Annotated in this window: 18 protein-coding genes and 1 tRNA gene; 14 read left to right on the plus strand and 5 right to left on the minus strand. The window is 54.6% G+C overall.

Annotated elements, in window-relative coordinates; genetic code table 11:
- Positions 1–15 precede the first annotated feature (15 nt).
- The 10 genes from def (at position 16) to J5441_06010 (ending at position 18,050) form a co-directional block, all read left to right on the plus strand.
- A complete protein-coding gene (gene def / locus J5441_05965) occupies positions 16–498 on the plus strand; it encodes a peptide deformylase (GenBank protein MBO4934694.1) in 483 nt (160 codons plus the stop codon).
- Between the two features lie 5 nt (positions 499–503).
- On the plus strand, positions 504–1,421 hold the full coding sequence (locus J5441_05970; protein MBO4934695.1) for a methionyl-tRNA formyltransferase: 918 nt from the start codon (positions 504–506) through the stop codon (positions 1,419–1,421).
- 4 nt (positions 1,422–1,425) lie between these two features.
- Positions 1,426–2,127 (plus strand): zinc metallopeptidase, encoded by a 702-nt coding sequence (locus J5441_05975; GenBank protein ID MBO4934696.1) that lies wholly within the window; start codon positions 1,426–1,428, stop codon positions 2,125–2,127.
- Positions 2,127–3,431: a 16S rRNA (cytosine(967)-C(5))-methyltransferase RsmB gene (gene rsmB / locus J5441_05980; protein ID MBO4934697.1), complete on the plus strand. Its 1,305-nt coding sequence runs from the start codon at positions 2,127–2,129 to the stop codon at positions 3,429–3,431. The genes J5441_05975 and rsmB overlap by 1 nt, the downstream gene beginning before the upstream one ends.
- On the plus strand, positions 3,428–4,483 hold the full coding sequence (rlmN, locus tag J5441_05985; GenBank protein MBO4934698.1) for a 23S rRNA (adenine(2503)-C(2))-methyltransferase RlmN: 1,056 nt from the start codon (positions 3,428–3,430) through the stop codon (positions 4,481–4,483). Before rsmB ends, rlmN begins: the two co-directional genes overlap by 4 nt.
- A gap of 6 nt (positions 4,484–4,489) precedes the next feature.
- Positions 4,490–5,218, plus strand: a complete 729-nt coding sequence (locus J5441_05990; GenBank protein ID MBO4934699.1) for a Stp1/IreP family PP2C-type Ser/Thr phosphatase — start codon at positions 4,490–4,492, stop codon at positions 5,216–5,218.
- The gene (gene pknB, locus J5441_05995; protein MBO4934700.1) at positions 5,219–7,132 is read left to right on the plus strand and encodes a Stk1 family PASTA domain-containing Ser/Thr kinase; all 1,914 of its coding nucleotides are present in this window, start codon (positions 5,219–5,221) and stop codon (positions 7,130–7,132) included.
- Between the two features lie 76 nt (positions 7,133–7,208).
- On the plus strand, positions 7,209–12,473 hold the full coding sequence (locus J5441_06000) for a BMP family ABC transporter substrate-binding protein (protein ID MBO4934701.1): 5,265 nt from the start codon (positions 7,209–7,211) through the stop codon (positions 12,471–12,473).
- Positions 12,474–12,488: 15 nt separating this feature from the next.
- Positions 12,489–12,839, plus strand: a complete 351-nt coding sequence (locus J5441_06005; protein MBO4934702.1) for a hypothetical protein — start codon at positions 12,489–12,491, stop codon at positions 12,837–12,839.
- A 729-nt stretch (positions 12,840–13,568) separates the two neighbouring features.
- Positions 13,569–18,050, plus strand: a complete 4,482-nt coding sequence (locus J5441_06010) for a family 16 glycosylhydrolase (GenBank protein ID MBO4934703.1) — start codon at positions 13,569–13,571, stop codon at positions 18,048–18,050.
- Positions 18,051–18,115: 65 nt separating this feature from the next.
- Here J5441_06010 and J5441_06015 read toward each other — a convergent pair whose 3' ends face one another.
- The 5 genes from J5441_06015 to J5441_06035 form a co-directional block, all read right to left on the minus strand.
- Positions 18,116–20,332, minus strand: coding sequence for an AMP-binding protein (locus J5441_06015; protein MBO4934704.1), 2,217 nt, complete (start codon positions 20,330–20,332; stop codon positions 18,116–18,118).
- 229 nt (positions 20,333–20,561) lie between these two features.
- Positions 20,562–21,344: a methyltransferase domain-containing protein gene (locus tag J5441_06020; GenBank protein ID MBO4934705.1), complete on the minus strand. Its 783-nt coding sequence runs from the start codon at positions 21,342–21,344 to the stop codon at positions 20,562–20,564.
- A 128-nt stretch (positions 21,345–21,472) separates the two neighbouring features.
- On the minus strand, positions 21,473–21,940 hold the full coding sequence (locus J5441_06025; protein MBO4934706.1) for a GNAT family N-acetyltransferase: 468 nt from the start codon (positions 21,938–21,940) through the stop codon (positions 21,473–21,475).
- Positions 21,941–21,976: 36 nt separating this feature from the next.
- On the minus strand, positions 21,977–22,339 hold the full coding sequence (locus J5441_06030) for a four helix bundle protein (protein ID MBO4934707.1): 363 nt from the start codon (positions 22,337–22,339) through the stop codon (positions 21,977–21,979).
- A gap of 265 nt (positions 22,340–22,604) precedes the next feature.
- A tRNA-Leu gene (locus tag J5441_06035) sits at positions 22,605–22,691 on the minus strand.
- Positions 22,692–22,831: 140 nt separating this feature from the next.
- On the opposite strand from J5441_06035, the gene pfkA reads away from it, so the two are divergent.
- The 4 genes from pfkA to J5441_06055 all read left to right on the plus strand — a co-directional run bounded on the left by pfkA (position 22,832) and on the right by J5441_06055 (position 26,537).
- Positions 22,832–23,806 carry a 6-phosphofructokinase gene (pfkA, locus tag J5441_06040; protein ID MBO4934708.1) on the plus strand — a complete coding sequence of 325 codons (975 nt, stop codon included), beginning with the start codon at positions 22,832–22,834 and terminating at the stop codon, positions 23,804–23,806.
- 18 nt (positions 23,807–23,824) lie between these two features.
- Positions 23,825–24,394: a helix-turn-helix transcriptional regulator gene (locus tag J5441_06045; protein ID MBO4934709.1), complete on the plus strand. Its 570-nt coding sequence runs from the start codon at positions 23,825–23,827 to the stop codon at positions 24,392–24,394.
- 3 nt (positions 24,395–24,397) lie between these two features.
- Positions 24,398–24,946 carry a uracil-DNA glycosylase gene (locus tag J5441_06050; GenBank protein ID MBO4934710.1) on the plus strand — a complete coding sequence of 183 codons (549 nt, stop codon included), beginning with the start codon at positions 24,398–24,400 and terminating at the stop codon, positions 24,944–24,946.
- 211 nt (positions 24,947–25,157) lie between these two features.
- On the plus strand, positions 25,158–26,537 hold the full coding sequence (locus tag J5441_06055) for a hypothetical protein (protein MBO4934711.1): 1,380 nt from the start codon (positions 25,158–25,160) through the stop codon (positions 26,535–26,537).
- Positions 26,538–26,613 lie beyond the last annotated feature (76 nt).

Consider the following 26,613-nt stretch of genomic DNA (forward strand, 5'->3'; position numbering starts at 1 on the left):
TGAGAGGAAAGAAAAATGGCTGTAAGACAAATAATAGAATTCGGGGACGAAACGCTTCGCAAGCGCGCACGCGAGGTCGACAAGATCGACGCGAGGATAGAAACGCTTGTGGTGGATATGAAAGAAACGATGGCGCTCGCCAACGGAGTCGGTCTTGCCGCTCCGCAGGTGGGGGTGCTTCGCCGCGTCGTTATCGTCGATCTTGAGGATATCGGCGTCGTTGAGCTGATAAACCCCGTAATTACCAAAAAATCGGGGCATCAGGAGGATATCGAGGGATGCCTTTCATATCCGGGCGAGTACGGCATTACCAACAGACCTATGAACGTGACCGTCGAGGCGATGAACCTCGCCGGCGAAAAGGTGAAGTATTCCGTCAGCGGTCTCTCGGCGAGGGCTGTGTGTCACGAGGTCGACCACCTCGACGGCAAGCTCTTTATAGATTGCGTCGTGCGTATGCTCGATCCGGACGAACTGAAGAGCGATAAAAAGGAGTAATTCGTTTGAGAATCGTTTTTATGGGCACGCCGGACTTTGCCGCCGTTACCCTTAAAGAGCTTGTAGCCCGCGGCTTTGACGTCTGCGCTGTCATAACTCAGCCGGACAGAGTCAACGCACGCGGCAACAAGGTCGTTCCGGGCGCGGTAAAGACATACGCGGAAAGCGTAGGGCTTCCGGTATACCAGCCTATCTCGCTGCGCAACGGAGAAGGGGAGGAAATATTCAAAGAGTTTTCTCCCGACGTCGCCGTCGTCGCCGCCTACGGCAAGATCCTGCCGGCGTCGCTTCTGAAACTGCCGCGCCTCGGCTGCGTGAACGTCCACGCCTCGCTGCTCCCGAAATACAGGGGCGCGTCGCCCATACAGACCGCGATCGTCAACGGCGAAACGGTCACCGGGGTGACGATAATGCAGCTCGACGAAGGCATGGATACCGGCGATATGCTCGCCGTCCGCGAGGTTGAAATACCTCCCGAAATGACCGCCGGAGAGCTTTTCGACGCGCTTGCGCCGGTCGACGCGGAGCTTCTCGCGGAAACGCTGATAAAGCTCGACGCAGGTGAAATAATACCCGTGAAGCAGGACGGTAGCATAGCGACCTATGCGCCTATGATCTCGAAAGAAGCGGCGGTCATAGACTACGGCAAAAGCGCAAAAAGCGTCGTCGACCTGGTGCGCGGGCTCAATCCCAACCCGGTCGCGCGGACCGATATAAACGGCAGCAGACTCAAGGTATACAAAGCCGCCGTCGGCGAAAAGACCTCGCGTCCCGCCGGAGAGGCTTACGAAAAAGACGGTATGATCGCCGTCGCGTGCGGAGACGGCAGGGAAGTGTTCCTGACGGAGGTGCAGGGCGAGGGCGGAAAGCGCATGGATTCCGCCGCGTATCTGCGCGGCCATCCGATTTTTAACGGGGAGTGATCATATGGGTTGGTATATTGACAGTTGGTATTTCATTCTTGTTGTTCCGGCGCTGATATTCATGCTCATAACGCAGATAGTCGTCAAGTCGGCTATCAGCAAATACGGGCAGGTGCGCACCGCGAGAGGAATAACCGGCAGAGAAATGGCGGAGATGATCCTTTCCGCGAACGGCATCCTCGACGTTCGTATCGAACGCCTGCAGAGCAGCGACGGCGACCACTACGATCCGAAGTCGAAGGCGATACGCCTGTCGGCGGACGTTTTTGACAAGAACTCGGTGACCGCCGTGGGCATCGCCGCGCACGAAGCGGGGCATGCCGTTCAGCACAATATCGGGTATTTCCCGCTGCGGATACGTAACTTCGTCATCCCGATAACGCAGTTTGTTTCGTGGCTGCCCGTACCGCTGCTTATAATCTCGGTCATCGTTTCCAACGAAAACGCGAGTATGATACTTTTCAAGACCGCGTTCATCATACTGTTTGCCGGGTTGTTCGTGCAGCTTATCACTCTGCCGGTGGAGTTTGACGCTTCGCGCAGAGCGATGTCCGCGATCCGTTCGCATAACGTCCTTGCGGAAGCCGAAGCCGTCGGTGCCAGAAAGGTGCTGACCGCGGCCGCAATGACCTACGTCGCGGCGTTTTTCGTAACGCTTATGAACATTATCCGTTTGCTGATGATATTCGGCAGGAGAAGCGACTGATGACCGATGCACGCGTCTGCGCCTATAAGGTGCTGAAAGCAGTTTCCGTGGGGGGCGCGTTCTCGCCCCGTGCGCTCGACGCCGAGATAAAGGCTGCTGAGCTTTCGGAGCAGGACGCGGCGCTTGCCGCCAATATCGTGTACGGAACGCTCGAGCGCGAGTCGCTGCTCGACGCGTATATAAAGCGCGAGCTGGCGCGGAAGGGTAAGCTCCGTCCGGAAATCTCCGTTATACTGCGGCTTTCCGCGTATCAGATACTCTTCTGTGACAAGATACCGGCGTATTCGGCGATAAACGAGGGTGTAGAGCTCGCGAAATCGGTAGATTTCCATGCCGGCGGATTTGTCAACGCCGTGCTGCGGAATATCGACCGCCACCGCGGCGAAGGCGTTCTGCCGGACGCGAAAGCCGATCCGGTCGGATACCTTTCGCTTCGCTATTCCGTAGAGAACTGGATAGCGGAGGAATGGATAAAGGAATACGGCTTCGCCGCCGCTGAAGCGATACTCGCCGCGTCGGAGGGCAGACCTCCGCTGACGATCAGAGCAAACACGCTGAAAACCGACGCCGAGCGCCTCGCGCCTTTGCTTGAAGCGGAAGGCGTGAAGACGGAAAAACACCCGCTCGTTCCCGATATGCTTACCGTTTCCGGAACCGGAAGCGTCGACGGACTCGCCGCCTACCGCGGCGGATTGTTTCACGTTCAGGACGCGGCGTCCGCGTTCTGCTGCGAAGTGCTCGGCGCGCGGCCGGGCGAGCGCGTTTACGACGTTTGCGCCGCGCCGGGAGGCAAGAGCTTCACGATCGCCGAGATGATGAAAAACGAAGGCGAGCTTCGCTCGTTTGACATAAGCGAAAAGAAGGTCGGACTTATTCGCGAAGGCGCTGAACGCCTCGGGATAAGCATACTTACCGCCGCCGTCCGCGACGCATCGAAGGGCGCCCTGCCGGAAGCGGACAGAGTGCTCTGCGACGTGCCGTGCTCGGGGCTCGGCGTTATACGCAAGAAACCGGAGATCCGCCGCAAACGCGCCATGGACGTCGCGGCGCTGCCGAAGATACAGACCGCGATACTCGAAAACTCCGCCCGCTGCGTCCGCAAAGGCGGCACGCTCGTCTATTCCACCTGCACGCTGTTGCGTGCGGAGAACGAAGCGGTAGTCGAGGCGTTCATGGCGGAAAACGGCGGCTTTGCGCCGTTGCCGTTTGCAACTCCCGACGGGAGAGAGGATTGGCGCGTCACGCTTCGCCCCGACCTGAACGGTACGGACGGATTTTTCGTTGCGAGAATGGTAAAAATATGACGGATATCAAATCTTTGACATTTGACGAGCTTTCCGCGGCGCTTGCCGCCGAGGGCTGCGAAAGCTACCGGACGGAGCAGATTTTCCGCTGGCTTTACAAAGACAGAGTCGCTTCCTTCGCGGAGATGACGAATCTGTCCGCAAAGCTGCGCGAAAGGCTCGCGGAGCGATTCTTCATATCCGCTCCGGAAATCATCCGCTCACAGATCTCGTCCGACGGTGAAACAGCGAAGCTGCTTTACGGACTTGCGGACGGCAACGCCGTCGAAACCGTGTTGATGAAGTATAAGCACGGCTGCACAGTCTGTATTTCCACTCAGGCGGGATGCCGTATGGGCTGCCGCTTCTGCGCGTCCACCAAGCGCGGATTGAAGCGGAACCTTTCTGTTTCGGAAATGCTTGACCAAATAATCTTTACAGAGAGAGAATTGTGTGTTAAAATATCAAATATAGTAATGATGGGCACGGGCGAGCCGCTGGATAACTTCGATAACGTGATCAAGTTTATAGCGATGGCGACCGACGAGCGATGCCTCGGGTTAAGTATAAGGGGTATATCGCTTTCGACGTGCGGGCTGGTCGAGCGCATAAAGCAGCTTCGGGAAATGCGGCTCGGGCTGACGCTCTCGCTGTCTCTTCACGCGCCGAACGACGAGATCCGTCGTCAGATAATGCCTGTTGCCGTGAAGTATGATATGAGCGGCCTGCTTGCGGAAGTGAAAGAATACGCGGACTACACGAAACGCCGCGTCGCGATCGAATACACACTAATAAAAGACCTGAACGATTCCGATGAAAATGCGAGAGAGCTCGCTTCAAGACTGCGCGGGATGATGGTCCACGTCAACCTCATACCGTTGAATCCGTCTGAGGAGTGCGAATGGAAGAGGCCGTCTCCGGCGCGGATAAACGCGTTTCTAAACGTGCTCGGGCGCGAGCATATCAGCGCGACTGTCAGACGCGAGCTCGGAACGGATATAGACGCCGCCTGCGGACAGCTCAGGCTGCGTTACGAAGATGAAGAAAAGCGCACCGGCGCTCGAAAGGAGTGATATGCCATGCGGGTATACGGAGCAAGTGATATAGGGCTTGTCCGCAAAGAGAATCAGGACGCGTTCGTAATGGGCGAAAGGGACAATTTCGCTTACGCCGTTGTATGCGACGGTATGGGCGGCGCAAACGGCGGAGCCGTTGCGTCGGACATCGCCGCGGATATAGTCGCCAAGCGTATCTCCGTCGCGGGAAAGAATTCGGATCTGAAGTATGTGCTTCTTTCCGCTGTCGACGCCGCGAACATAGCGGTTTTTGAAAAATCGAAGGAGGTAGACTCCCTCGAAGGTATGGGCACCACGATAGTTGCGGCTGTCGTCCGTGACGGAACGCTCTATCTTGCGCACGCCGGCGATTCAAGGGCGTATCTTTTTAACGGCACGGAGCTTGAACAAATCACCCGCGACCACTCGGTCGTGCAGGAACTGCTTGAAAGCGGCGATCTTACGCCGGATCAGGCGCAGACATATCCAAATAAAAATCTTATAACCCGGGCGCTCGGCGTTGCGCCGCTGCTTGACGCGGACTACACCGAATACTACCTGCCTAAAAACTATTCCATATTGCTTTGCACCGACGGAGTCACAAATCTGGTGGACGGCACGGAGCTTGCCGGCTTCATGGAAAAGCCGCCGGATGAAGCGGTCAAAGGTATAATCGATCTCGCCGTTGAGCGCGGCGGAACCGACAACGCCACCGCAGTCGTGATAAGCAGTGATTCAATGGAGGGTTGCTAAATGGACAAATACCTCGGAGTAAGATTAGACAACAGATACGAGATCCGTGAGGTCATCGGCGTAGGCGGTATGGCTATCGTATACAAGGCGTACGACCGCTTCGCGGAGAGAAACGTGGCCGTTAAGATACTGAAGGATGAGTTCGCGGAGGACGAGGAGTTCCGCCGCCGCTTCAAGAACGAGTCCAGAGCTATAGCCATGTTCTCGCATCCGAATATCGTCAGCATATACGACGTCGGTTCGGGTGACGGGCCTCAGTATATCGTGATGGAGTATATCAACGGCATAACGCTCCAGCAGTATATTGACGTCAAAAAGGTCCTCCCGCTGCACGACGCCATCGCCATTATGGAACAGACGCTCAAGGGCATACAGCACGCGCATGAAAGGGGAGTCGTCCACCGCGACCTGAAGCCGCAGAATATAATGTTGCTCGAGGACGGCACCGTAAAGGTGACGGACTTCGGTATAGCGCGTATGGCGTCCGTTGACACAAAGACCATGAGCGAGATGGCGCTCGGTTCGGTCCATTATATCAGCCCGGAGCAGGCGTCCGGCAATGAGACTGATTTCAAGGCGGATATCTATTCTCTCGGCGCGATATTCTACGTGCTCACGACGGGGAAGTACCCGTTTGACGGCGATACGCCGGTCTCGATCGCGCTGCAGCACGTCCAAAAGCAGCCGGACAACCCCAGGATGATCAACGACACCATCCCGATCGGCATCGACCAGATCATAATGAAGGCGATGCAGAAGTCGCCGGATAAGAGATTTGCGTCCGCGGCGGATATGATAAAGGATATCCAGGCCGTGAAAAACGATCCCGACGTCGTGTTTGATTACGACCTGACCGAGGAGGCCGCAAAGACGCGTTATTTCGGGAAGATTAAGCCGGATACCGATAAAAAAAGCTCAAAGACGCCGTCTTTTGTGCCTATACTGATCGCAATAACCGCAGTTCTCGTTATTGCGGCCGTGATCCTCGTCATTATGATCGCCTCTCGCGGAGGTGACAGCGCCGTCGTAATACCGGATTTCAAAGGAAAGTATTACAGCGACGTGGTCAACGATACGCAGTATACCAACAAGTTCGTATTCATAGAGCAGAATAAGGTCTGGAGCGACGAATACGAAGAGGGGCAGATAATCTCCCAGCAGCCGAAGGACGGCACGGAGGTCAACACGGACGGTTACCGCATCTATCTTACCGTCAGCAAGGGCGTTCAGAAGGTCGAGGTACCGGACGTCGCGCAGCTTTCGTATCAGGCCGCAAAGGCGGAGATACAGAAAGCGAACCTGACCTGCGTCGAAGAGAAAAAATCGGACGACGACGTGGCGGAAGGTCTTGTCATCGGAACCGATCCGAAGAAGGGGACGCCTGTCAAGGTCGGCGAAGAGATAACCGTTTACGTCAGCACGGGCCCGGCGGTAAGTCCCGTTGACGTCGTAAACGTCGTCGGACTTACCGAATCGGAAGCGGAGAAGAAGCTGAAGGACGCCGGACTCGATAAGGGCGTTGTAACTACCGCTGCCTCCGAAAAAGCCGCGGGCACGGTCATTGCGCAGAGCCCCGACAAGGGTACGCTCAATCAGGGCGACAAGGTCGATCTGACGATTTCGGACGGCACGCTTGCCGTAAAGGAAGTCAAGTATACCTTTGAAGTGCCCGAGATATACAAGGATTACTCAAGCTTCAATGTCGACATCTACACCGTCAAGGAAAAGTCCGGCGAGAAGGAGTCCGTACTGCGCCTTGTGGACGTCAACTGCAGCTCGGACCGCGTTAAGAACGGTATCCAGGTCACGTTTACCGGCAACAGCGGAACAAAAGAGTGGGTGTTCAAGATAAACGAAGACGTCATAAAACAGGGCAAAGTCAATTTCGATAACGGTACCGTCAGCTTCAACTAAGGGCTGTTCCGGCGTGCGCCCGAAAAGGACGCGCGCCGGTTTTGATTCTGAATAACTGTCACACGGGAGGTCAATTATGAAGAAATTATTGTCAGCACTGATACTGTTGTGTATGATCGCCGGCGTTTTTGCGGGATCGTTCACGATAACTGCGTCGGCTTCGACGACGAAAGCCGAACTCGAACAGAAACTTATCGAGGCTCGCGAGCTTTATTTCTCCGGCGGAAGCGAGCAGACGAGAAAGTATCTCTACGGTAAGATCCTTGCCGCGGATTCCGTTGTGCTGGATGATTCCGCGGCGCAGGCGGAGATAGACGACGCCTACAGCCGCCTTTCCGCGGCGATCGAAGGTTTCGTGCCGATGGAAATATCCGACAGAATCGACCTCAACGGCGTCGATAAGTGGACGGGCGAGCAGATCGAAAGAATGGGACATTTCGGTATTGCTTCGCAAATCGTCACCGACGTCAAGCCGGCCGGCGCGTCGCAGTCGCTGAAGCTGACGGCGTGGGACAGTTACGTTATGTTCATCAACCGGCCCGGCGAAGACGGCGCTTATTCGCCGTTCGGAGTCGAGATGTATTTTTCCGACGGCCTTGCAATGTGGCTGGCTTCGGATAACTACGGCGCGGTCGGGAGCATCGAACTTTACGTCGGTAAAATGACCGCGGAATCGGAAGAAATGCTTTCGGTCTACGATATCCCCGTGACGAAAGAGGGCTACGTCTACGTTCCGTGGGAAATCTTCTATCCCGAAGTAACGACTCCCGATGCGAAGATAGACCTTTCCGGCGCGATGAACCTCATTGGCTTTGCCATCAACGGTGAAGCGGGTGCGAGCGTTTATATTTCCGACGTCCACGCTTTCAAGGAGACGATCGAAACCGACGACCGCGTATATGCGGAGGATCCTGTCGCCGCGTTTGATGAAATAGACAACGACCACGTTTACAAGATATCCGATCCCGCGACCGGCAAGGTCGTCGCCTGGGGTCCGGAGCTTACGGAAACCGTCTTCAAATCGCAGGCTTCCAGCACCAGACTGGACTGGACTTCATCTGATCAGTCCTTCTCGCTCAGCGACAGCAACAGCTGCGACGTTACGCAGCAGTGGCAGATTTACAAGATGCTGCGCAGCGGCGATTACAAGCTTATCAACCAGGGTACGTCCGCGTGTATGACACGCGGCAGGACTCTCGGCATTATCGAAAACGGCAGTCTTACGCTTGAACGGCACGAGGATCTCGACAACTCATATCAGAAGTGGAGCGTGACCGAGAGCAACGGCAGGTTTGTTTTCAAGAGCGGCAGCAAGTATCTCGGCGTAAGCTCCGGAAAGCCCGCGCTCGTCAGCTCCGCTTACGAATGGGACGTTATCAAGTGCATATCGGACGAATGGGTAGAGGTCTGGGGCGACGAATTCGACGGAAACTCGATAGACCGCACGAAGTGGAACGTCGCGAACGGTAAGGTGAGAGGCGACAGCGAGCCCGCGACATTCCGCGACGACCCCAACAATATCTACGTCAAGAACGGCGAGCTCGTTATCAGAACCGTAAAAGAGGATTACGGCAACTATCACGCTACCTCCGGTTATATGGATACGCAGGGTATCTACGGCGTTACCTACGGCAAGATCGAGATGCGTGCCAAGCTTACGGACGGCAAGCGTTCATGGCCGGCTTTCTGGTCGATGGGGCAGTACGGCAACTGGCCGTATAACGGCGAGCTCGATATGATGGAGTTCGATATAAGCGATAACGCCAGCGATCCGTACGCGATATACGGCACTAACCACTGGTTCGCGTATCAGGGCAACCTTAACGGCAACGATACGAGCAACGATTATATGCAGCACGTTGCGAAGGGAACTACGATATATAACGAGAACAAAGAGCCCTACGCTGATGATTACCACACATTCACGGTAGAATGGGATGAAACGCAGGCGCGCACCTACGTCGACGGCATGATGTATATGTCGATGCTGCTGAAGACGGACGAGCTCCGCTGGGGTTTCGGCGACAATCCTCACTATCTGATCGTCAACGTTTCCACCAAGGGGCCGGGCAACAATCAGATATACAGCGATATGGCGGACGAAACGTTTATGTACGTCGATTACGTCCGTGTTTACAAGCGCGCCGGCGAAGTTTCCGACGTTACCGCTTATGACGACGAAGTGCTCAATTCGTCGAAGGTTGTGACGGGCAGCGGCTGGATGTGCGCTCTCGACGCTTCTCCCGACGGCAGATACGTCGCGTCTTCCGACAGAGGCACGGTTTACCTTACCGACACGTCGGATAACTCGCTCATCAAAAGCAATTCCTGCGGATACAACGAGATCTCCAAGATACTCTATTCCGACGACGGCTCCAAGATCGCCGTAGCGTCGCGCGGGGATAAGGTGGTTATTCTTGACAGCCCCGCGCTGACGAGGAAAGCTACCGGTTCTTTCCCGCACGTATACGTCGAGGCTGTTGATTTCAGCAAAGACGGCAGCAAGCTATTCGCCGGAGGCAGGATCAGCGGAGAGGCGGACAGCTCGATCCCGAGCAAAGACGTTTCGCAATATGTTTATATAATGGATACGGCGACCGGCGCCGTTACGGAAGGCCCGTTTACCGGAACCAACATAAGGACTCTTAAGGTTTCGCCGGACGGCGCGAAGCTCGCCGCCGCCTGCGCAAACGGAAAGATAATCGTATACAGTATCAACGGCGGCGCGCTCACGGAATACGCGGTCTTTACCGATCATGTCCGCTGCGCCAGAGGTCTTGACTGGTCTCCGGACGGTCTGCTGCTCGCGACTACCGACGAGGGCGGTAAAATATTTGTATACGACGTCGATGCAAAATCGATGAAGTATGAAGCCGCGAATGTCAGCAGAGCCTCGATCCGCACCTGCGAATTCTCTCCGGACGGCAGCAAGCTGCTTGTCAGCGGCAGCGCTGACGGCGGCAGACTGTTTGACGCCGCGACCGGCAAGCTGATTTCCGTAATGGGCGGTTTCGGTCAGGCGGTCCCGACCGCGCATTGGTCTCCCGACGGGAATATGCTTCTGCTCATGAGCCTGGAGGGCTACGGCAGACTGTATACCGCAAACGGCGAATATCTCCGCACTCTCAACGGCAGACAGGAGGGCACCTACGCTATCCACAACGCCGTTTTCGCCGCCGGCGGAACAAAGATATACGGCATAACTTATCATAACAAAGCCAATACGCTTTGCTGGGATCTCGGTACCGGTAGCCTCGATACTTCTGAGCTCGAAGCGGCGCTTTGCGACGCGGCGGTCGCCAACCCCGCAGATTACTCCGCCCGCGCATGGGGCGTGCTCGAAGGCATACGCAATAAATACAAGAAGCTTACCCGTATTTACACCGCCGATCAGGCCGACGTTACCGCCGCTGCCGTAACCGTACGCTGCGCCCTCGCGCTGAAGGACAATGAGATCTTCGGTTTCAAGCCGTGGCAGACCTCCGATACGTCTCTTATGACTGTAACGACCTGTCGTGCTACGATGCGCGATACGTCGGATGAAGGAGTTACTCACAATTCGCTCTGCGTTTACTCCACGCGTACAAAGTGGGAGTTCAATAATAAGACCGGGGACGAGGTCATAAAGAATCCGTTTGTAGCCGATATGCGCGACTACAGCGGACTCAGATTCAAAACATACTCCACGAAAGCGGTAAACGACAGCGATATTCTCATCGGTTATACCGGCGAGGACGGCGATACGATCTACAAGTTCAACGTCGGCGCGATAGATACCGCCAAGATGGAAGTCGTCGCCCCGTTCGATCAGTTCGAGCGCGTCAGCGGCGACGGGCAGCTTGATCTTTCAAGACTTGAGATCATAGGCTTTACCGGTGCGGGCAAGTCCACTACCGGCGTATACTACTACGATCTGACCGCGTATCAGGATGAGGGCGAAATCCCCGTCGTCTTCGGCGTTGAAGAAGGCGGAGAATACGATCCGCCCGTCAGAATCACGTGGAGCGCCGGCAGGGGAGAACTGAACGGCCGCGACGTCGGATACGAAGTGACCGTCGACGAACCCGGCGACTATTTCCTGAAGGTTATCAACCTCGATAAAACCGTTACAGTCAGTTTCCGTGTGCGCGAGGGCGGAATGCCCGGCGATCTCGACGGCGACGGAGAAATAACCGTTTCCGACGTCCTGATCTGTCTCAGAGTCGCGGCGCGCCTTATGACGGTCGACGCTGACTGCGACGCCAACGGCGACGGAGAGGTGGACGTGGCCGATGCGCTCACGCTGCTTCGTATCGCGCTCGGTATCGTTCCTCAGGGGCACGGCATACGCGGTATAGCGCTGATATGCGACGCTCCCGTCGACGAATGGGACGCTTTCACCGGCGCGGCGTATAAAGCGATCGACGATTTCGGCGCAAAGAATCATATTTATTGCTCCACGTATTATCCGCTCGGCGACGATTTCGATAACGGCCGCCTGATCGACGACGCTTCGGCCGAAGGGTGCGACGTCTTCGTTGTGCTCGGCTTTATGATGACCGATCTCGTTGCGGAAAAAGCGCCGCAGTATCCGGACGCGAAGTTCATCTTGATCGACGTTTCGCGCGACGAGCTGCTCGAAGCGGCGGGGGAGAACGGCTTTGACTACGGTAACGTTCTCTGCCTGACCTATCGCGAGGAGGTCGCCGGATTCCTTGCCGGCTATGCGGCGGTTAAACTCGGATACAATAATCTCGGTTTCATCGGCGGAATGCCCATTCCCGCCGTTATGCGCTACGGTTACGGATTCCTGCAGGGAGCGGATGCCGCTTCGCGGGAACTGAGCATAACGGCGAACGTGAAGTTTGCCTATGCGAATTCCTTCGCTCCGTCGGAAGAGCTGACGGAAAAGATGTGCGCATGGTACGACGGCGGCGTGCAGGCGGTATTCGCATGCGGAGGAGGCATCTGCCTCTCCGTCGCCGAAGCCGCGCAGGAAAAGGGCGGCAAGCTGATCGGCGTCGACTCGGATCAGTCCGAGATGTTTGACGAAGGACTCGTCCTGACGTCCGCGGTAAAGGGCGTTTATCCGTCGGTTTTCAACAGCCTTGAAACGATAGAGGAAGGGAAGTGGGCCGACTGCGCCGGCCGGCACTTCATTCTCGGAGTCAACGACCCGCAGAATCCGGAGAACAACTTTGTCCAGCTGCCGTATGAGACAACTCAGTGGAATCAGACCTTCGGGCAGGAAGACTACGCGCAATTGATCTCGCTCCTGTGCGAAGGCGAACTGACCGTTTCCGACGAAATCGACGCCGCGCCGTCCGTTACTGCCGTGAGCGTCGAATACGTCGAGTTTTGAAGGGATGACGCCGTGATATACGCGCACATAGGTGAAAACGTCTTGGAGATAGAGCTTGCGAATAACTCGTCGGCGGAAGCCTTCGCCGACCTGCTTTCGCAGGGCGACGTAACCGTAGAAATGCACGATTACGGCGGCTTTGAGAAGGTCGGTCCGCTCGGCGCGACGCTTCCGAGAAACGACGAAGCGATAACCACTGCGCCCGGCGACGTCATTCTTTACCTCGGCAATCAGATCACGATATACTATGACGTCAACTCCTGGACCTTCACGCGCCTCGGCAGAGTAAGCGGCCTTTCGCAGAGCGAGCTGAAAGCCGTGCTGGGCGGCGGAGAAGTTATCGTCAGGTTTTCACTCACTCGCTGAACGAAGCGGGATAACAAAAAACGGACGGGCGCGGTGCGTCCGTCCGTTTTTGATTCACTTCAAAAAGGTAAATAAAAGGGGCTGCCTTTCAGCAGCCCCGTGCGTTGTTAGGTACAATCACAATTAAGAACCTTTCTCATATCCGCAACCTGCGGGACAAGCGGTAAATGTGAGTAACTCAGGTCTCCTTGGTGATTTCTCCTTTTCGCTTATTTTGGTCTTGTACGTCGACAGTGCGTCTTTGCTTTATTGCCCTAACGGGGCACCGCGGTATCCGCAAGGGGAGTGACCGCCGTCATTTCGCGTCAGACGGTTTCAACGAGAGCGCCGTCCGCACAACGCGCCGCCGACGTGGCGGTATTTGAGGTGTACATGGGAATCGCCCCCTTAACTTTCCGACGAAATATCCCTTCCGGGAGTCCGTCTGTTCTTTACGCTTATATAATAGCAGGTCATTTCCGAATTGTCAATAGTTTTTTTGAAAAAACTTTAATTTTTTTGTACAAAACGCCTACAAACGTTTTCCTCAGCTGTTTGACGGAAGAAAAACGGAGCATTTTTACCGTTATTCCGCTCTTTTCCGACATATATCAGGCGGAAATATCACCGATCAGTAATAATGTCACAATGCGACAAGAAAATAACATTAGTTTCTGATAATATATATACGAAAATGTGGTATTGTGCGCTGTTTTATGCGCTGATCGTAATTATCTCGGAGGAATACTGATGAAAACTGTGAAAAGAATCATTTCAACTGTTTTGTGTCTCGCTTTGCTCATTCCCGCGGCGGTAATACCGGCCGCGGCCGTCAGCACCGAAGAGCTTGAGGCGCTGTACGCGACTGCCGGCGCCCTGATTTACAGCGACGGCACTCACGCTTCGCGCAGGCAGCTCAAAGCCGCTTATGATACTGCCGAGGCTGTGATTTCACAAGGCAACGCTTTGAATTCCGACATTGTCTCCGCGACGTCGCTGCTCTCCGCCGCGATAGACGGATTTGTCGCCGTGGAAGCGCCGGAAAGACGGGAGATCGCAGGTATCGCCGCATGGGATGCCGCGACTGTTTCCTCCTTTACAGACACCTCCGGATGCGCGGTCTTCTTCGGTGAGGATGCCGACCGCCGCGCTGCCGTCAAGGTCGTTACGGCGGGGAAGGACGTCGCGTATTTCTCCAACGCTGCCTCCGACGCCGCGATAGACGGCGCTTCGGTTTTCACCGGTGACATTACCGACACCGCCGGTCTGCGTTTCCGTACAAGCTTCAACGATCTTTCTCTCGTCGAGAGCGTCAGCGTCTCCGTCGGAGTCAGGAGCGCCGACGGAAGGAAGACCTATACCGCCGTCGGCATCCCGGCCAAAAACGGTTACGTTGCCGTCGACTGGGAGTTCTTCTATTCCGATTACGATGCGATAGGGACCGGAGTCGACCTTGCGAACCTAAATTACGTTGCGTTCGCGTTCGAGGGAGTAAAGCCCGGCTTCATCGGCCTCGTTTCGGATCTCCACTGCTTTACCGAAAACATACTTGCCACCGAAAGGCCGGAGTACCGGGAGGTCAAAGCCGCTTCGATAATCTCCGGCAACTACTATAAAATCGTCGACAGCAACACAGGTCTCGCGCTTACGCTTTCGGAGCGCGTAACGGATACCGAGACGATGACCGCGACCGGGTATGAAAACCGCATAGTCAACAAACAGTCCGGTCTTTCCGTAACGATGGAAGCGAGAAAAGAGGATCCGCGGCAGGAGTGGCAGATCTACCGCCACAATGACGGCACGTTCAGGATCATCAACAAAGACAGTTCGCTCGCGCTCAGCGCCAGCTATTATGTTCTCAGCTACACAATCGACACGTCCGTACTGAACCTCAGCGATACCGCGCAGGAATGGAGAGTAGCAAGATCGTCAAACGGTTTCAAGATTTCCGTTTCGTCTGCGAGCGCGTATTATATGAATTACAGCGGCGGAAACCTGAAAGCGTCCGGCGTGCAGCAGGTTTGGGACGTCTATGAATGCGTCCGCGGCGAATGGAATCAGGTTTGGAACGACGAGTTCGACGGCGACTCCATCGACCGCAGCAAGTGGACCGTATACGATGCTAAAAACCGCGGCGACACCGAGCCGGTCTATTTCCGCGACAACGAAAACAACGTCTGCGTCAGTGACGGCGACCTTATCATACGCACTAAGCGCGAAAACTACCTCGGCTACCCGACGACCGGCGCGTATCTGACCACCGAAGGGCATTATTACACGTCCTTCGGAAGGTTTGAAATGCGCGCGAAGCTGGCAGTGGGCGCGTGGATCTGGCCTGCGTTCTGGCTTCAGGGCGCTCCTCCTTCCAACTGGCCGCAGAACGGTGAAATCGACGTTATGGAGCTTGTCGGCGGCGGCAAAGAGGATTCCAAGCTGTACGGGACCTTCCACTGGCTCTCGGACTACGCGGACGGCAGCAGGGAGTTCGTCAAGGGCGTCGAATTCTATAACAAAAACAACGTCAGCCTCGGCGACGATTACCACACCTACGCCGTTGAATGGGAACACGACCAGATGCGTATCTACTTTGACGGTATGCAGTATGTATCCCTGAATCTGACCTCCGACAGCGAACGCTGGGGCTACGGCGATCTGCCGCATTATATTACTCTCAACACCTCGATCAGAGGCCCCGGGAACGATGAGATTTACCCTGATACCGCGGACGAATCGGAGTTTATCATTGACTATGTGCGCGTATCCAAGCGCTCGGGTGATATGTCCGCTTCCACGGAGACCGCTGATTCCGCGCCGATAGAAGGGCAGAAAATATACGCAGGCATAATCGACGATGTGAACGTAGCGGCTTCGCCGGACGGCAACTTCTTCGTCGTCACCAACCGCTACGGCGACGTGAACCGGTTCAACGCCCGCACCGGCGAAAAGCAGAGTGCGGACGTAAACGACAGTACGGTCTTCTCCGCGCTCAAATACTCTCCGAGCGGCAGATTCATTGCCGCGGGTTCGAGGATGAGCGGACTTGTCATTTATAAGAATTCGGATTTGTCAAGCAAATCCCGTGCGACCGTGAACGGGCTTTACTTCGAGTCACTGGCGTTTTCCGCCGATGAAAGCACTATCTACGCAGGCGGCAGAAACGACAACCAGGCCGGTGGCGCGTCAGATAACAAGTATTTATACGCCTTCGGAACGTCGTCGGGCTCCCAGCGCGGCAAGGTGTATATCGGCTCCGACGTAAGAAGCATAGCCGTTTCCGATGACGGAAAGTATATCGCTGCCGGAACTTCCTCCGGAAAGATTTACGTCGTCGACGCGGATACTCTTGCGATAGAAGGCGAATGCGAAATGGAGGCGGTTGTCCGCAGCCTTGCTTTCATTCCGAGCAGCGATCGTTTTGCCGCTTCGGACGAGGCGGGTAATATAAAGGTGTTCGACGCTGAAACGCGCGGCGTTGTGATGACTCTCGATAACCCGGACGGCGCGTCCGTCTCATCGATAGAAATATCGCCTGACGGCAGCCGCCTTGTCGCGACTTCGACCGACAATAACGCAAGGCTTTTCGACCTCGGCAGCGGACGTCTCATCCAGCTGCTCGACGGCTTCACTCAGCAAACCACCGCCGCGAAGTTCTCCCGCGACGGCAACCGCATCGTAGTTTCCTCTCTTGACGGCACCGTCCGCGTTTACAGCGACTGCGGCGGACTGCTTTACGTTCTCAATGTGACCGCCGGAACGAAGAAGGGGAACAGCATCGCTGACGTTGCGATCTCCGGCGACGGGACATCGGTAATGGCGGTGCCGATACAGAATAACGACAGCGTTTTCTTCTGGACGCTGCCGGGGATGGCGGATAAGACGCCTCTTTATAACGCGATAAACGCCGCGTCCGATATCGACTATTCCGAATATACCCACGAGAGCGTGGCGGCGCTGCGCGAAGCGATGGAGAGCGCGAACGCGCTGCTCCGCGGTCACAAGGCTGACGCCTCGGAGATTGCCGCGGGCGTCGCGCTGATAAACAACGCCGCGAACCATCTCGTCAAGCTTCCGGGAGGCGAAGTCGTTCTCAACGGCTTTGACGGCTGGACCTCCGAAGACGTCGCGGCCATGAGCTCAACGAGAGCCACGCTGAGCCTCACGTCCTCGTCCGTTTCGATAACGCCGAACGTCAGACAGTCGCTCTGCATCAGCGCCGGCTCCACTACGACGTGGACTATGTATAACACCACGAGCGGGGGAGAGATTTCCGGCCGCAACCCGTTCGGAGCCGACCTTTCCAACAGCGACGGCATCTCGATCTGGGCGAAAGGACTGACGAAGGAACAAAACAACGGCAAGATATTCATCGGCCACACCGGCGTTGAAGGAAGCTTCTTGTTCAGCGCTTCGCTGCCGACGATAACGACCTCCGGCGGCTATATCAACATACCTTTTTCCGATTTCACATACGTTTCCGGCGAAGAGACGCTTGACCTGACGAAGCTGAACACCATCGGCTTCTCCGGCAAGGGCGCGAAGGGAATGTTCGTCTTCACCGAGCTGACCGCGTACACCGAAGCGGGCGCAATGCCCGTGGTCACCGGCGTTACCGACGGTGCGGCGTATAACATAACCGGCGCCGAAGCTCCGTCCGCGAACTGGGACAGCGGCATGGCGTTCCTCGACGGCGAATACTACGTCGCCGGAACTCCTATCACGGAAACGGGCGAGCATACGCTCGTCGTTAATAACCACGGCACCGAAGCGACCGTGACGTTTACGGTTACCGATAATACGCCGATTCCCGTTATAACCGGCGTCGCCGAACGGCAGGTCTTTGACCTTGCAAACGGCGAGAGCGCGTCCCCCTCGTGGAACGTCGGCTCAGCGACGCTGAACGGCGAAGCGTATAACGGCGCGGCGATCAACAAGGTCGGCGAGTACACGCTGACCGTGACGAACGGCTATAAAAAAGCCTCCGTGTTCTTCATCGTCGTCGACACGTCCGAGAACCAGTCGGTATACATGAAGGGCGATATGGACAAGGACGGCGAAATAACGGTCGCGGACGCGCTGAAAGCGCTGCGCATCGCGGCGAAGCTCGCTCAGCAGACCGACGAGGATGTTATGATCGGCGACACGGATAACGACGGCGAGATCACCGTCGCAGACGCCCTCAAAATCCTCCGCGTCGCCGCGAAGCTCGCGGACGCGGCAAGCCTCGGAGAATGAAATAATTATCGCATAGCAAAAGCCCTCCCGAATTTCGGGAGGGCTTTTGATTAAGTTATACGCTTTTATTTTGCGTCTTCGGTCCTGATATCTACTCTGCGGATCTTGCCGCTTATCGTCTTCGGCAGCTCGTCTACGAACTCGACGATGCGCGGATACTTATACGGCGCGGTGTGCGTCTTGACGTAGTTCTGAACTTCCTTCTTCAATTCGTCGCTTCCGGCGGTGCCCTTCGTCAGCACTATCGTCGCCTTGACGACCTGGCCGCGGATCTCGTCCGGAACAGCGGTGACGGCGCATTCGAGCACGTAGGGGAGCTCCATGATGACGCTCTCGATCTCAAAAGGTCCGATGCGGTAGCCGGAGGACTTGATCAGATCGTCGATGCGTCCGACGTACCAGTAATAGCCGTCCTCGTCGCGCCACGCGGTGTCGCCGGTGTGGTAGACGCCGTCGTGCCACGCTTCCGCGGTCTTCTCGGCGTCGCGGTAGTATTCGCGGAAGAGTCCGACGGGAACGCGCCTGTCGGTGCGGATAACTATCTCGCCGATCTCGCCGACCTTAGTCGGCTTGCCGTCCGGCAGGACGATGTCGACGTCGTACTGCGGAGTGGGCTTGCCCATGGAGCCGGGCTTCGGCACCATGCCGATGAGGTTGGCTACGGTCAGCGTCGTCTCGGTCTGCCCGAAGCCTTCCATTATCTTCAGCCCGGTCGCGTCGTAGAAGCGGTCGAAGACCTCGGGGTTGAGGGCTTCGCCGGCAACGGTCGCGTACTGCAGGGAGGAGAGGTCGTATTTCTTCAAATCTTCTTTTATAAAGAAGCGGTACATCGTCGGAGGCGCACAGAAGGTGGTGATGTTATACCGCTTGAAAAGCGGCAGTATATCGTCCGCCTTGAACTTCTCGAAGTCGTAGGTGAAAACGCCGGCTTCGCAGAGCCACTGGCCGTAGAACTTGCCCCAGAGCGCCTTCCCCCAGCCGGTATCCGCAATCGTGAAGTGCAGACCGTCGGGGTTGACGTTGTGCCAGTAGTGCGCGGTAACGAAGTGGGCGAGAGGATAGGTGAACTTGTGGGCGGCGATCTTCGGATAGCCCGTCGTGCCGGAGGAGAAGAACATCAGCATGATGTCCTCCGCCTTCGAGTCGTTGTTCTCGCGCGGGAAGACCGTCGGGAACGCCTTCATCTCGCCGTCGAGGAAATGCCAGCCGGGGTATTCTCCGTCGGCGACGACCTTGATCTTCAGTTCGGGGCAGGTCTCCGCCGCGAGGTCGGCCTGATGCGGCCCGTCGCAGTCCGCGGAGCAGATTATGGCTGAAACGCCCGCGGTCTTGAAGCGGTATTCGTAATCCTTCTTGACGAGCAGGTGGGTGGCGGGTATGGCGATCGCGCCGATCTTGTGCAGCGCGAGCATGCAGAACCAGAAGTGATAGTTGCGCTTGAGCACCAGCATAACGCGGTCGCCCTTTTTGACGCCGAGGGAGCTGAGGTAGTTCGCCGCCTGCGACGAAAGCTCGGACATCTCCTTGAAGGTGAAGGTGCGCTCGTGCTTTTCGCTGTCGAGGTGGAGCATGGCGCGTTTGCCGGGATGGCGCTTCGCCAGCTCATCCACGACGTCGAACGCGAAGTTGAAGTTATCCTTGTGCTTGAAGTTTATTTCTTTCAGCGCGCCGTTCTCGTCCTCTGTGACGTCGATGAAGTCGCGCCAGATCTGGTCGTCCTGCGCTTCCACGCTGCGGCGGCTGACTTCGCCCGTGAGGCCTTCGTGCGCATTGTATTCCTGCGCGTGTCCGGCGGGATCCATGACGATTGCGACGAATTCGCAGTCGCCGTCCCCCGCGGCGATCATTCCGTGGGGAGTCAGACTGTCGTAGAATACGCTGTCGCCTTCATAGAGGTAATCGACGTGGTCGCCTATCTGTACCTTCAAGCTGCCCTTGAGTATGTAGTCGAACTCCTCGCCGGCATGCGAAGCCAGCGGGATTGGCTTATTCTGCGCTTCCGCGTCGTATGGCGCGCGCACCCAGAACGGCTCTGAAAGGCGGCTCTTGAAGTTCGCGGCGAGGTGGTTATACTTGAACCCCTTGCGGCGCGCGATGGGGAAGCCCTCGCCCTTGCGGACGATGGCGAACGCGGAAAGCTTCGCGTTTTCGCCGGTCAGCAGGTCGGCGATGTCGACTCCGAACGTTTTGGCGCACTTGTGGAGGAAAGTGAATGAAAAATCGCTTTCTCCGTTTTCGCAGCGGACGTAATCTTCAACAGATACGCCCGTAATTATGGCCATTTCCTCCGGCGTCTTACCGATAATTCGACGCAGCTCCTTGATACGTTGAGCGGTTAGGGCAAGCTGATTGTCCATTTTGTTTCCTCCTTTTTAGATTTTTGGTTTTTGATATTCACGCGCTTGCGCGTAAACTATTTTCCGATTATACTCTTTGTTTTTTGGCAAGTCAAGCGTTAAAGTGATAAAAAAGAAAAAATCCCCCGCCGGAGCGGGGAATTTGAACTCTTTGTCAGTTTTTCCGTAATATATCCAGAGTGTGATGTGAAGCGCCGATAAGATCCTGACGCTCGCAGACGGCGAAGTGATAATCCATCCACTTTCCGAACGTCTCGTCGTCCATGGCGTCTATCAACTCCCGTTTGTAATTCGTCGCTCCGTCCGCGGCGACAAGCTTGATTCGTTTCACCGGCGCTTCGGCGTCGAGCGCGGCGATGTCTTCTGTGCGGACAAGTTCAAAAACGTCCTTCGGCTCGCTGATGCAGTGCCAGTCCGGAGTCAGCATATTGAGCTCCGTCACTTCGCGCAGATTGTTCAGGCCGAAAACGTACTGAATGACGGTCGGCTCGTTCATGCAATAAGCTACGAGGACGTATCCGCCGGACTTCGTCACGCGCACGGCTTCTGAAAGCGCTCGCAGTTTATCTTCTTTCGTATACAGGTGATACATCGGGCCGAGCAGCATGGTCAGGTCAAACGAATCGTCGTCAAACTCGGAGAGGTCCAGCGCGTTTCCGCGGATCGCGGTGATGCGTTCCGTGCCGTCAAGTTTGGATTTCAACACGTCGAGGTTGCGCTCGACAAGTTCTACAGCCGTCACGTTGAAGCCCTGCTTTGCGAGAGTTACGCTGTATCTTCCGGTCCCGGCTCCGACTTCGAGTATCGCCGGATCGGTAACGCCGGCGAGGCACTCGCGCACGTACTTCAAAGTAGTCAGATATTCAACCTGTCCGTGACGGGAAAGAAGACGCCCGTCTTCGTCGTAGTCGTTGTAGTATTGTTCAAGATAATCCATAGCTTTCACCTGCAGAAATATGGTGTTATATTCTATATTTCATGTGTGAGACTTACAAAACGAATGGAAATCAAGATAAGAATAGATATTTGTACGCGAGTTATATCCCGACAAAACTGGATTTGTTTTTATCTATGCTTTTCTAATCGTAAAAGACCTTCTTCATCCGGTACGCTGATTCCGTTTTTGTATGTGTATCCCATTTTTATATAAAATGGAGTTGCGGTGATAGAGGCGGGTATTTCAATTCTGTTCGCGCGCAGGAAGTATTCGTCTTTTTCCAAGGTTTCAATTATCTTTCTTCCGATTCCTTGACCCTGATAATCGGGTAAAACGAAGATGGTAAATAAACTGCTTTCATCCACTTTATCCCAGTAAGGGCCTATGGCTCCACAGCCCACGATCTTGTTCTCATCGCACGCAACGTAAAAATGAGTCCATTCTGCTCGCTTCAGGATTTTGTTCGGTTGCAATCTTTGAACTTCGTTTTCAATATATTCTTTAGGATAATCTTTGATATTTACTTCTCTAAGCGTCTTGATAATTAAATCAGACACCTCTTTTGAATCAGTTTGCAAAAACCTTCTAATAATCATATCTTCCTCCGTAAGTCCGGATTTGCCGAGATTCTATCACATTCTTTCGCTCTTTTCTTTCATGGTTTTTATAGATGAAATAAGCATTCGTCTGATAGCGCCGCAATCGTTTTGTATCGGTTTGTATGTTTGTTCGTTCATATATCCGGTTTCAAACAGCAATTCAAGCCAATACTCAGTTTCATATACTTCTTTTAATGATATCTCAAATTTTGATATAAAATCTTTTGTACCCTGTGCGTACTGCGCCTCGTAAATGTTTGCGCCGATTGATGTGCCGCTTCTGAGCAGTTGATTAGTCAGTACGGATTCGCGGCGTTCTTGCTTGATGGATCTGCAAAGAACAACAATCTGTTTCGCAAAATCCTTGGATTTGTCGCGGAGAACGCTATCGGACATTGTAATCACCTCGTATAAAGTATAGCATAAGACTTGTATTATTTCAAGTTATATTGCCGTCTTTGACGGCAGTTATATTGATCCTGCGGATCAGTTATATTGCCTCTGCGAGGCAGTTATATTATATTCGCCTTGCTATATTCAAACTGCGCGTAGCGCAATATCACTCGCGAAGCGAATATAACTGGGCGAAGCCCAATATAACTCGCCGCAGGCGAATATAACTGAAAGAGACCTGATTTGGCGACAAATCAGGTCTCTTTCATGGTGCCGGTGATCGGGTTCGAACCGATACGGGATTTCTCCCACGGGATTTTAAGTCCAGGGCGTCTGCCAATTCCGCCACACCGGCGTTTGAACAGTCGTATGATACCACATCGGGCGGGAAAGCGCAAGTGGTTTTTGAAAAAATAAGGCGCAACGCATTGACACGGGCGCGTGAAGATAGTAGAATATAAGAGATGACAATCCAAACGAAACGGATATGATATTATGAGCGAAGAAAAGAAAACCATAGGCATAATGACCAGCGGCGGCGACGCTCCCGGCATGAACGCAACGATACGCGCCGTCGTCAGAAGCGCGCTTTCGCGCGATATGCGGGTCATGGGCATAATGCGCGGATATAACGGCCTTATCAACGACGAGGTCAAAGAAATGCATATGCGCAGCGTTTCGGAGATACTTCACCGCGGCGGCACGATACTTTATACCGCGCGCTGCGACGAGTTCCGCACGCTTGAGGGACAGATAAAGGCCGCCGAAATCTGCAGGAAGCACGGGATGAGCGGCGTCGTCGTCATCGGCGGCGACGGTTCTTTCAGAGGCGCGGTCGATCTGTCGAAGCAGGGGATAAACTGCGTCGGAATACCCGCGACAATCGACAACGACATCGCGGCGAGCGAATACACGATCGGCTTCGATACCGCTATGAACACCGCCTGCGAAATGATAGACAAGCTGCGCGATACGTCGCAGTCGCACGAACGCTGCTCCGTTGTCGAGGTAATGGGCCGTCACGCCGGCCACCTCGCGCTTGAGGTCGGAGTCGCCTCCGGCGCGACGTCGATAGTCGTTCCCGAGATCCCGATCGACATAGAAAAGGACATTATTCACAAGATAAACAAGGTCCAGCGCAAGGGCAAAAAGCACTTCATAATCGTCGTCGCCGAGGGCACGGGACTTACGAACGAGATCTCGCGCCGCATCGAGGAAGAGACCGGCATCGAGAGCCGCGTCACCGTTCTCGGCCACGTTCAGCGCGGCGGCGCGCCGACCGTCCGCGAAAGGGTCATGGCGAGCGCGATGGGCTACCGCGCCGTTGAACTGCTTTCCTACGGCGTGACAAACCGCGTCGTGGTGCTGAGAAACACGCAGATAACCGATATGGATATCAACGAGGCGCTCGGGATGAAGAAACAGATCGACATGAAGCTTTATCAGATATCCAACACCATTTCGATATAACGTCAAGGGGGAAGAAGTATGGACAGCAAAGTCACCGATACCGCTCAGCGACTCAAGGGACTGCGCGAAATGGAGGATATTTCCGTTTCGCAGATGGCGTCCGCGCTCGGCATTTCAGAGGAAGTTTACAACGAATACGAAGCGGGGAAGCGCGACTTCTCGATCTCCTTTCTGCATAACTGCGCAAAGCAGCTCGGCGTCGACGTCGTCGACATAATCACCGGCGAAAGCCCGAAACTTTCCGGCTACACCGTCGTCCGTACTAACGAGCGCCAGCCGATCGAACGCCGCAGGGGCTTTACCTATAACCACCTCAACCCGAACTTCAAGGGCAAGATCGTCGAGGCGTTCGAGGTTTTCTGCCCGTATTCCGAAGCGGAGCACATCATGGGCATACCGCTCTCGACGCACAAAGGGCAGGAGATGGACTTCGTCCTCGAGGGCGAGCTTGACGTCGTCGTCGACGGGCACGTCGAACGCCTGAAGCCGGGCGATACGCTTTATATGGATTCCTCGATCCCGCACGGAATGAACGCCGTGCATAAAGAGGGCTGCCGCTTCCTCGCGATAGTCGCGTCGGTCGAATAAGTTATGGAAGAGTTACGCAAAGAATGCCTCGAATGTAAGCGCTGCGAGCTGTGGAAAACGCGCAATAACGTCGTTTTCGGCAAGGGCGATCCGCACGCCGACATTATGTTTATAGGCGAAGGTCCGGGTGAGCAGGAGGACCTGCAGGGCGTTCCTTTCGTCGGCAGGGCGGGGCAGCTGCTCGATAAGATGCTCGACGCCGCCGGCATACCGCTCGGCAGCGTATATATCGCGAACACCGTCAAATGCCGTCCGCCGCACAACCGCGATCCGCTGCCGGAGGAGAAGGACGCCTGCCGCGGCTGGCTTCAGCGCCAGATCGAACTGATAAACCCGAAGGTCATAATCGCGCTCGGGCGTATCTCCGCCGCCGACTATGTCAAAGAGGACATCCGCATAATGAAGGAGCACGGTCAGTGGATAGAACGCGACGGCAGAAAGTGCATGGCGATGCTCCATCCCGCCGCTCTTCTCCGCAATCCGAACCTTAAACCCGAGGCTTTCGCCGACATCCTGAAAGTCCGCGATTATATCGAAGAGAACAGCGACTAGTTTTATTGTTTCATCTTGACAGTCGTGTAGTTTTATATCAGCAATTCAATATGTGTCCGATAAACCCGATAAAAGTCCTGTTTATCGGACACATATTTGCTTATAATCGTTTTGCAGTTACGGGAAACACCGGTTGCGGCTGATAAGCGCGGTGTTGACCGCGCGCCTTAATACTGTTGTTGTCAATACGTTAAAAAGGGAGGAAATCATTATGGCGAATATGCCTGAAAATTTAGGATTGGATTTTCTGTTTGAAAACGAAGAAGGCGTTATGGGGATGGCGGCTTATGTTACTAAAGAGGGTAAAGCCATGAGCGGTTACGGCGATACCCTGTATTGCTGCAAATATACCGGAACGTGCGAATTCTGGGTGAGCTGTGTGTTTGATAAAGAAATCGGGAAATACTCGTTTGAGAAAATCCACTCTCACGGCGGAAATAAAAGCGTTTTGGAAATGCGGCACATCGGTATAAACCTTACGCCCGAAGATTCCGCAAGGAATGAGCATATAGGGATGCTGGAAATGGCTGACGGCTCTGCAGGTATGCTTCCGATCGAGATTTTTAATGCGGACGTGTTGCCGAGCTATATGCGCGACGACATAATAAAGGTGCAGACGATATGCTACCCTCTCGAAATCAATTATTACAAAGATGAAGAGGAATATAATTCTGATCAAACAACTATCGATAAAGACGGTCAGAAATGGGTGGTCGACATCGGATCATTGCTTCCGCTCACATTCATTGTAAACCACAATCCAAATACATACAAGGCAGGCAAAGAGTACTCGTCAGATGTGTTCGTTCACTTTGCGGCAGAGGTTACGGAAGTATATCACGGCACTTTTAAGACCGAAGATAAAGAATGGGAAACTTACATCAGGTGCTTTGCTGATACGCAGTACGGCAAAATGGAGTTCGATCATACGCTCGAACAGGTGCCGGAGAATCAGCGCGGAAATATCAAAGTGGGCTCTGTAATCAGCGGCGTATGCGTTATTTCCGGTGATGCCGCCGTAAACGAGTATTCAAATGGCGCTATCAAGGATTTTGACCATGATTTGAAGCTTCTGCGATACGTTTTTTCTGAAGGAAACGCAGAGAAGCTGTCGGGCGTTCTTACGCCGACTTCCGTATATACTTCAAAAATATCCGGCAGAGATTACTGCGGACCCGATGAGATAATAGACAGGATGAATTACGTACACGAAAGCCATAAAAACGGCAAGAAATATGTTGCGGATTTTGCTACTGTCGAGGAGGCCGGCGAAGACTCCGATTATCCGGTCGGAACGAGATGCCTGGCTTTGAGTCAGGAGGGAAAGAGCGGTTATGAATCGCTTGCGTTTATCGACGTAGATGATAAGGGTATGATCACCAATATCCTTGTGTCGGCCGATACCTCATACCGTTTCAGCGTGGAAAAACCGTATGTCCGTACACAGCAGAACACTGATAACGACGCCCTCGATGAATTGCCTTATAATGAAAATAAACCCAATCCCGATCAGATGAGTATTTTTGATATCGATCTTGACAATATAACAAAAGAAGAGGGTCGGTCTGCAGAGGAAGAACGGGATGAATGAGGTGTTTGTGTAACGTTTATAAAAACCGACCGAAACAAGCGTTTCGGTCGGTTTTTCGTATATTGACATTTTTTTA

This window comes from Clostridia bacterium (assembly GCA_017620395.1).
Lineage (GTDB): Bacteria > Bacillota > Clostridia > Oscillospirales > RGIG8002 > RGIG8002.

Bases quoted from the DNA above. Each gene is read 5' to 3' on its own strand.
- J5441_05990 (MBO4934699.1), top strand. From the start codon at position 4,490: ATGCGGGTATACGGAGCAAGTGATATAGGGCTTGTCCGCAAAGAGAAT.
- pknB (MBO4934700.1), top strand. From the start codon at position 5,219: ATGGACAAATACCTCGGAGTAAGATTAGACAACAGATACGAGATCCGT.
- J5441_06015 (MBO4934704.1), bottom strand. From the start codon at position 20,332: ATGGCCATAATTACGGGCGTATCTGTTGAAGATTACGTCCGCTGCGAA.
- rsmB (MBO4934697.1), top strand. From the start codon at position 2,127: ATGACCGATGCACGCGTCTGCGCCTATAAGGTGCTGAAAGCAGTTTCC.
- J5441_06000 (MBO4934701.1), top strand. From the start codon at position 7,209: ATGAAGAAATTATTGTCAGCACTGATACTGTTGTGTATGATCGCCGGC.
- J5441_06030 (MBO4934707.1), bottom strand. From the start codon at position 22,339: ATGTCCGATAGCGTTCTCCGCGACAAATCCAAGGATTTTGCGAAACAG.
- J5441_05975 (MBO4934696.1), top strand. From the start codon at position 1,426: ATGGGTTGGTATATTGACAGTTGGTATTTCATTCTTGTTGTTCCGGCG.
- J5441_06020 (MBO4934705.1), bottom strand. From the start codon at position 21,344: ATGGATTATCTTGAACAATACTACAACGACTACGACGAAGACGGGCGT.
- J5441_06025 (MBO4934706.1), bottom strand. From the start codon at position 21,940: ATGATTATTAGAAGGTTTTTGCAAACTGATTCAAAAGAGGTGTCTGAT.
- J5441_06045 (MBO4934709.1), top strand. From the start codon at position 23,825: ATGGACAGCAAAGTCACCGATACCGCTCAGCGACTCAAGGGACTGCGC.
- J5441_06055 (MBO4934711.1), top strand. From the start codon at position 25,158: ATGGCGAATATGCCTGAAAATTTAGGATTGGATTTTCTGTTTGAAAAC.
- pfkA (MBO4934708.1), top strand. From the start codon at position 22,832: ATGAGCGAAGAAAAGAAAACCATAGGCATAATGACCAGCGGCGGCGAC.
- J5441_06010 (MBO4934703.1), top strand. From the start codon at position 13,569: ATGAAAACTGTGAAAAGAATCATTTCAACTGTTTTGTGTCTCGCTTTG.
- rlmN (MBO4934698.1), top strand. From the start codon at position 3,428: ATGACGGATATCAAATCTTTGACATTTGACGAGCTTTCCGCGGCGCTT.
- J5441_06050 (MBO4934710.1), top strand. From the start codon at position 24,398: ATGGAAGAGTTACGCAAAGAATGCCTCGAATGTAAGCGCTGCGAGCTG.
- def (MBO4934694.1), top strand. From the start codon at position 16: ATGGCTGTAAGACAAATAATAGAATTCGGGGACGAAACGCTTCGCAAG.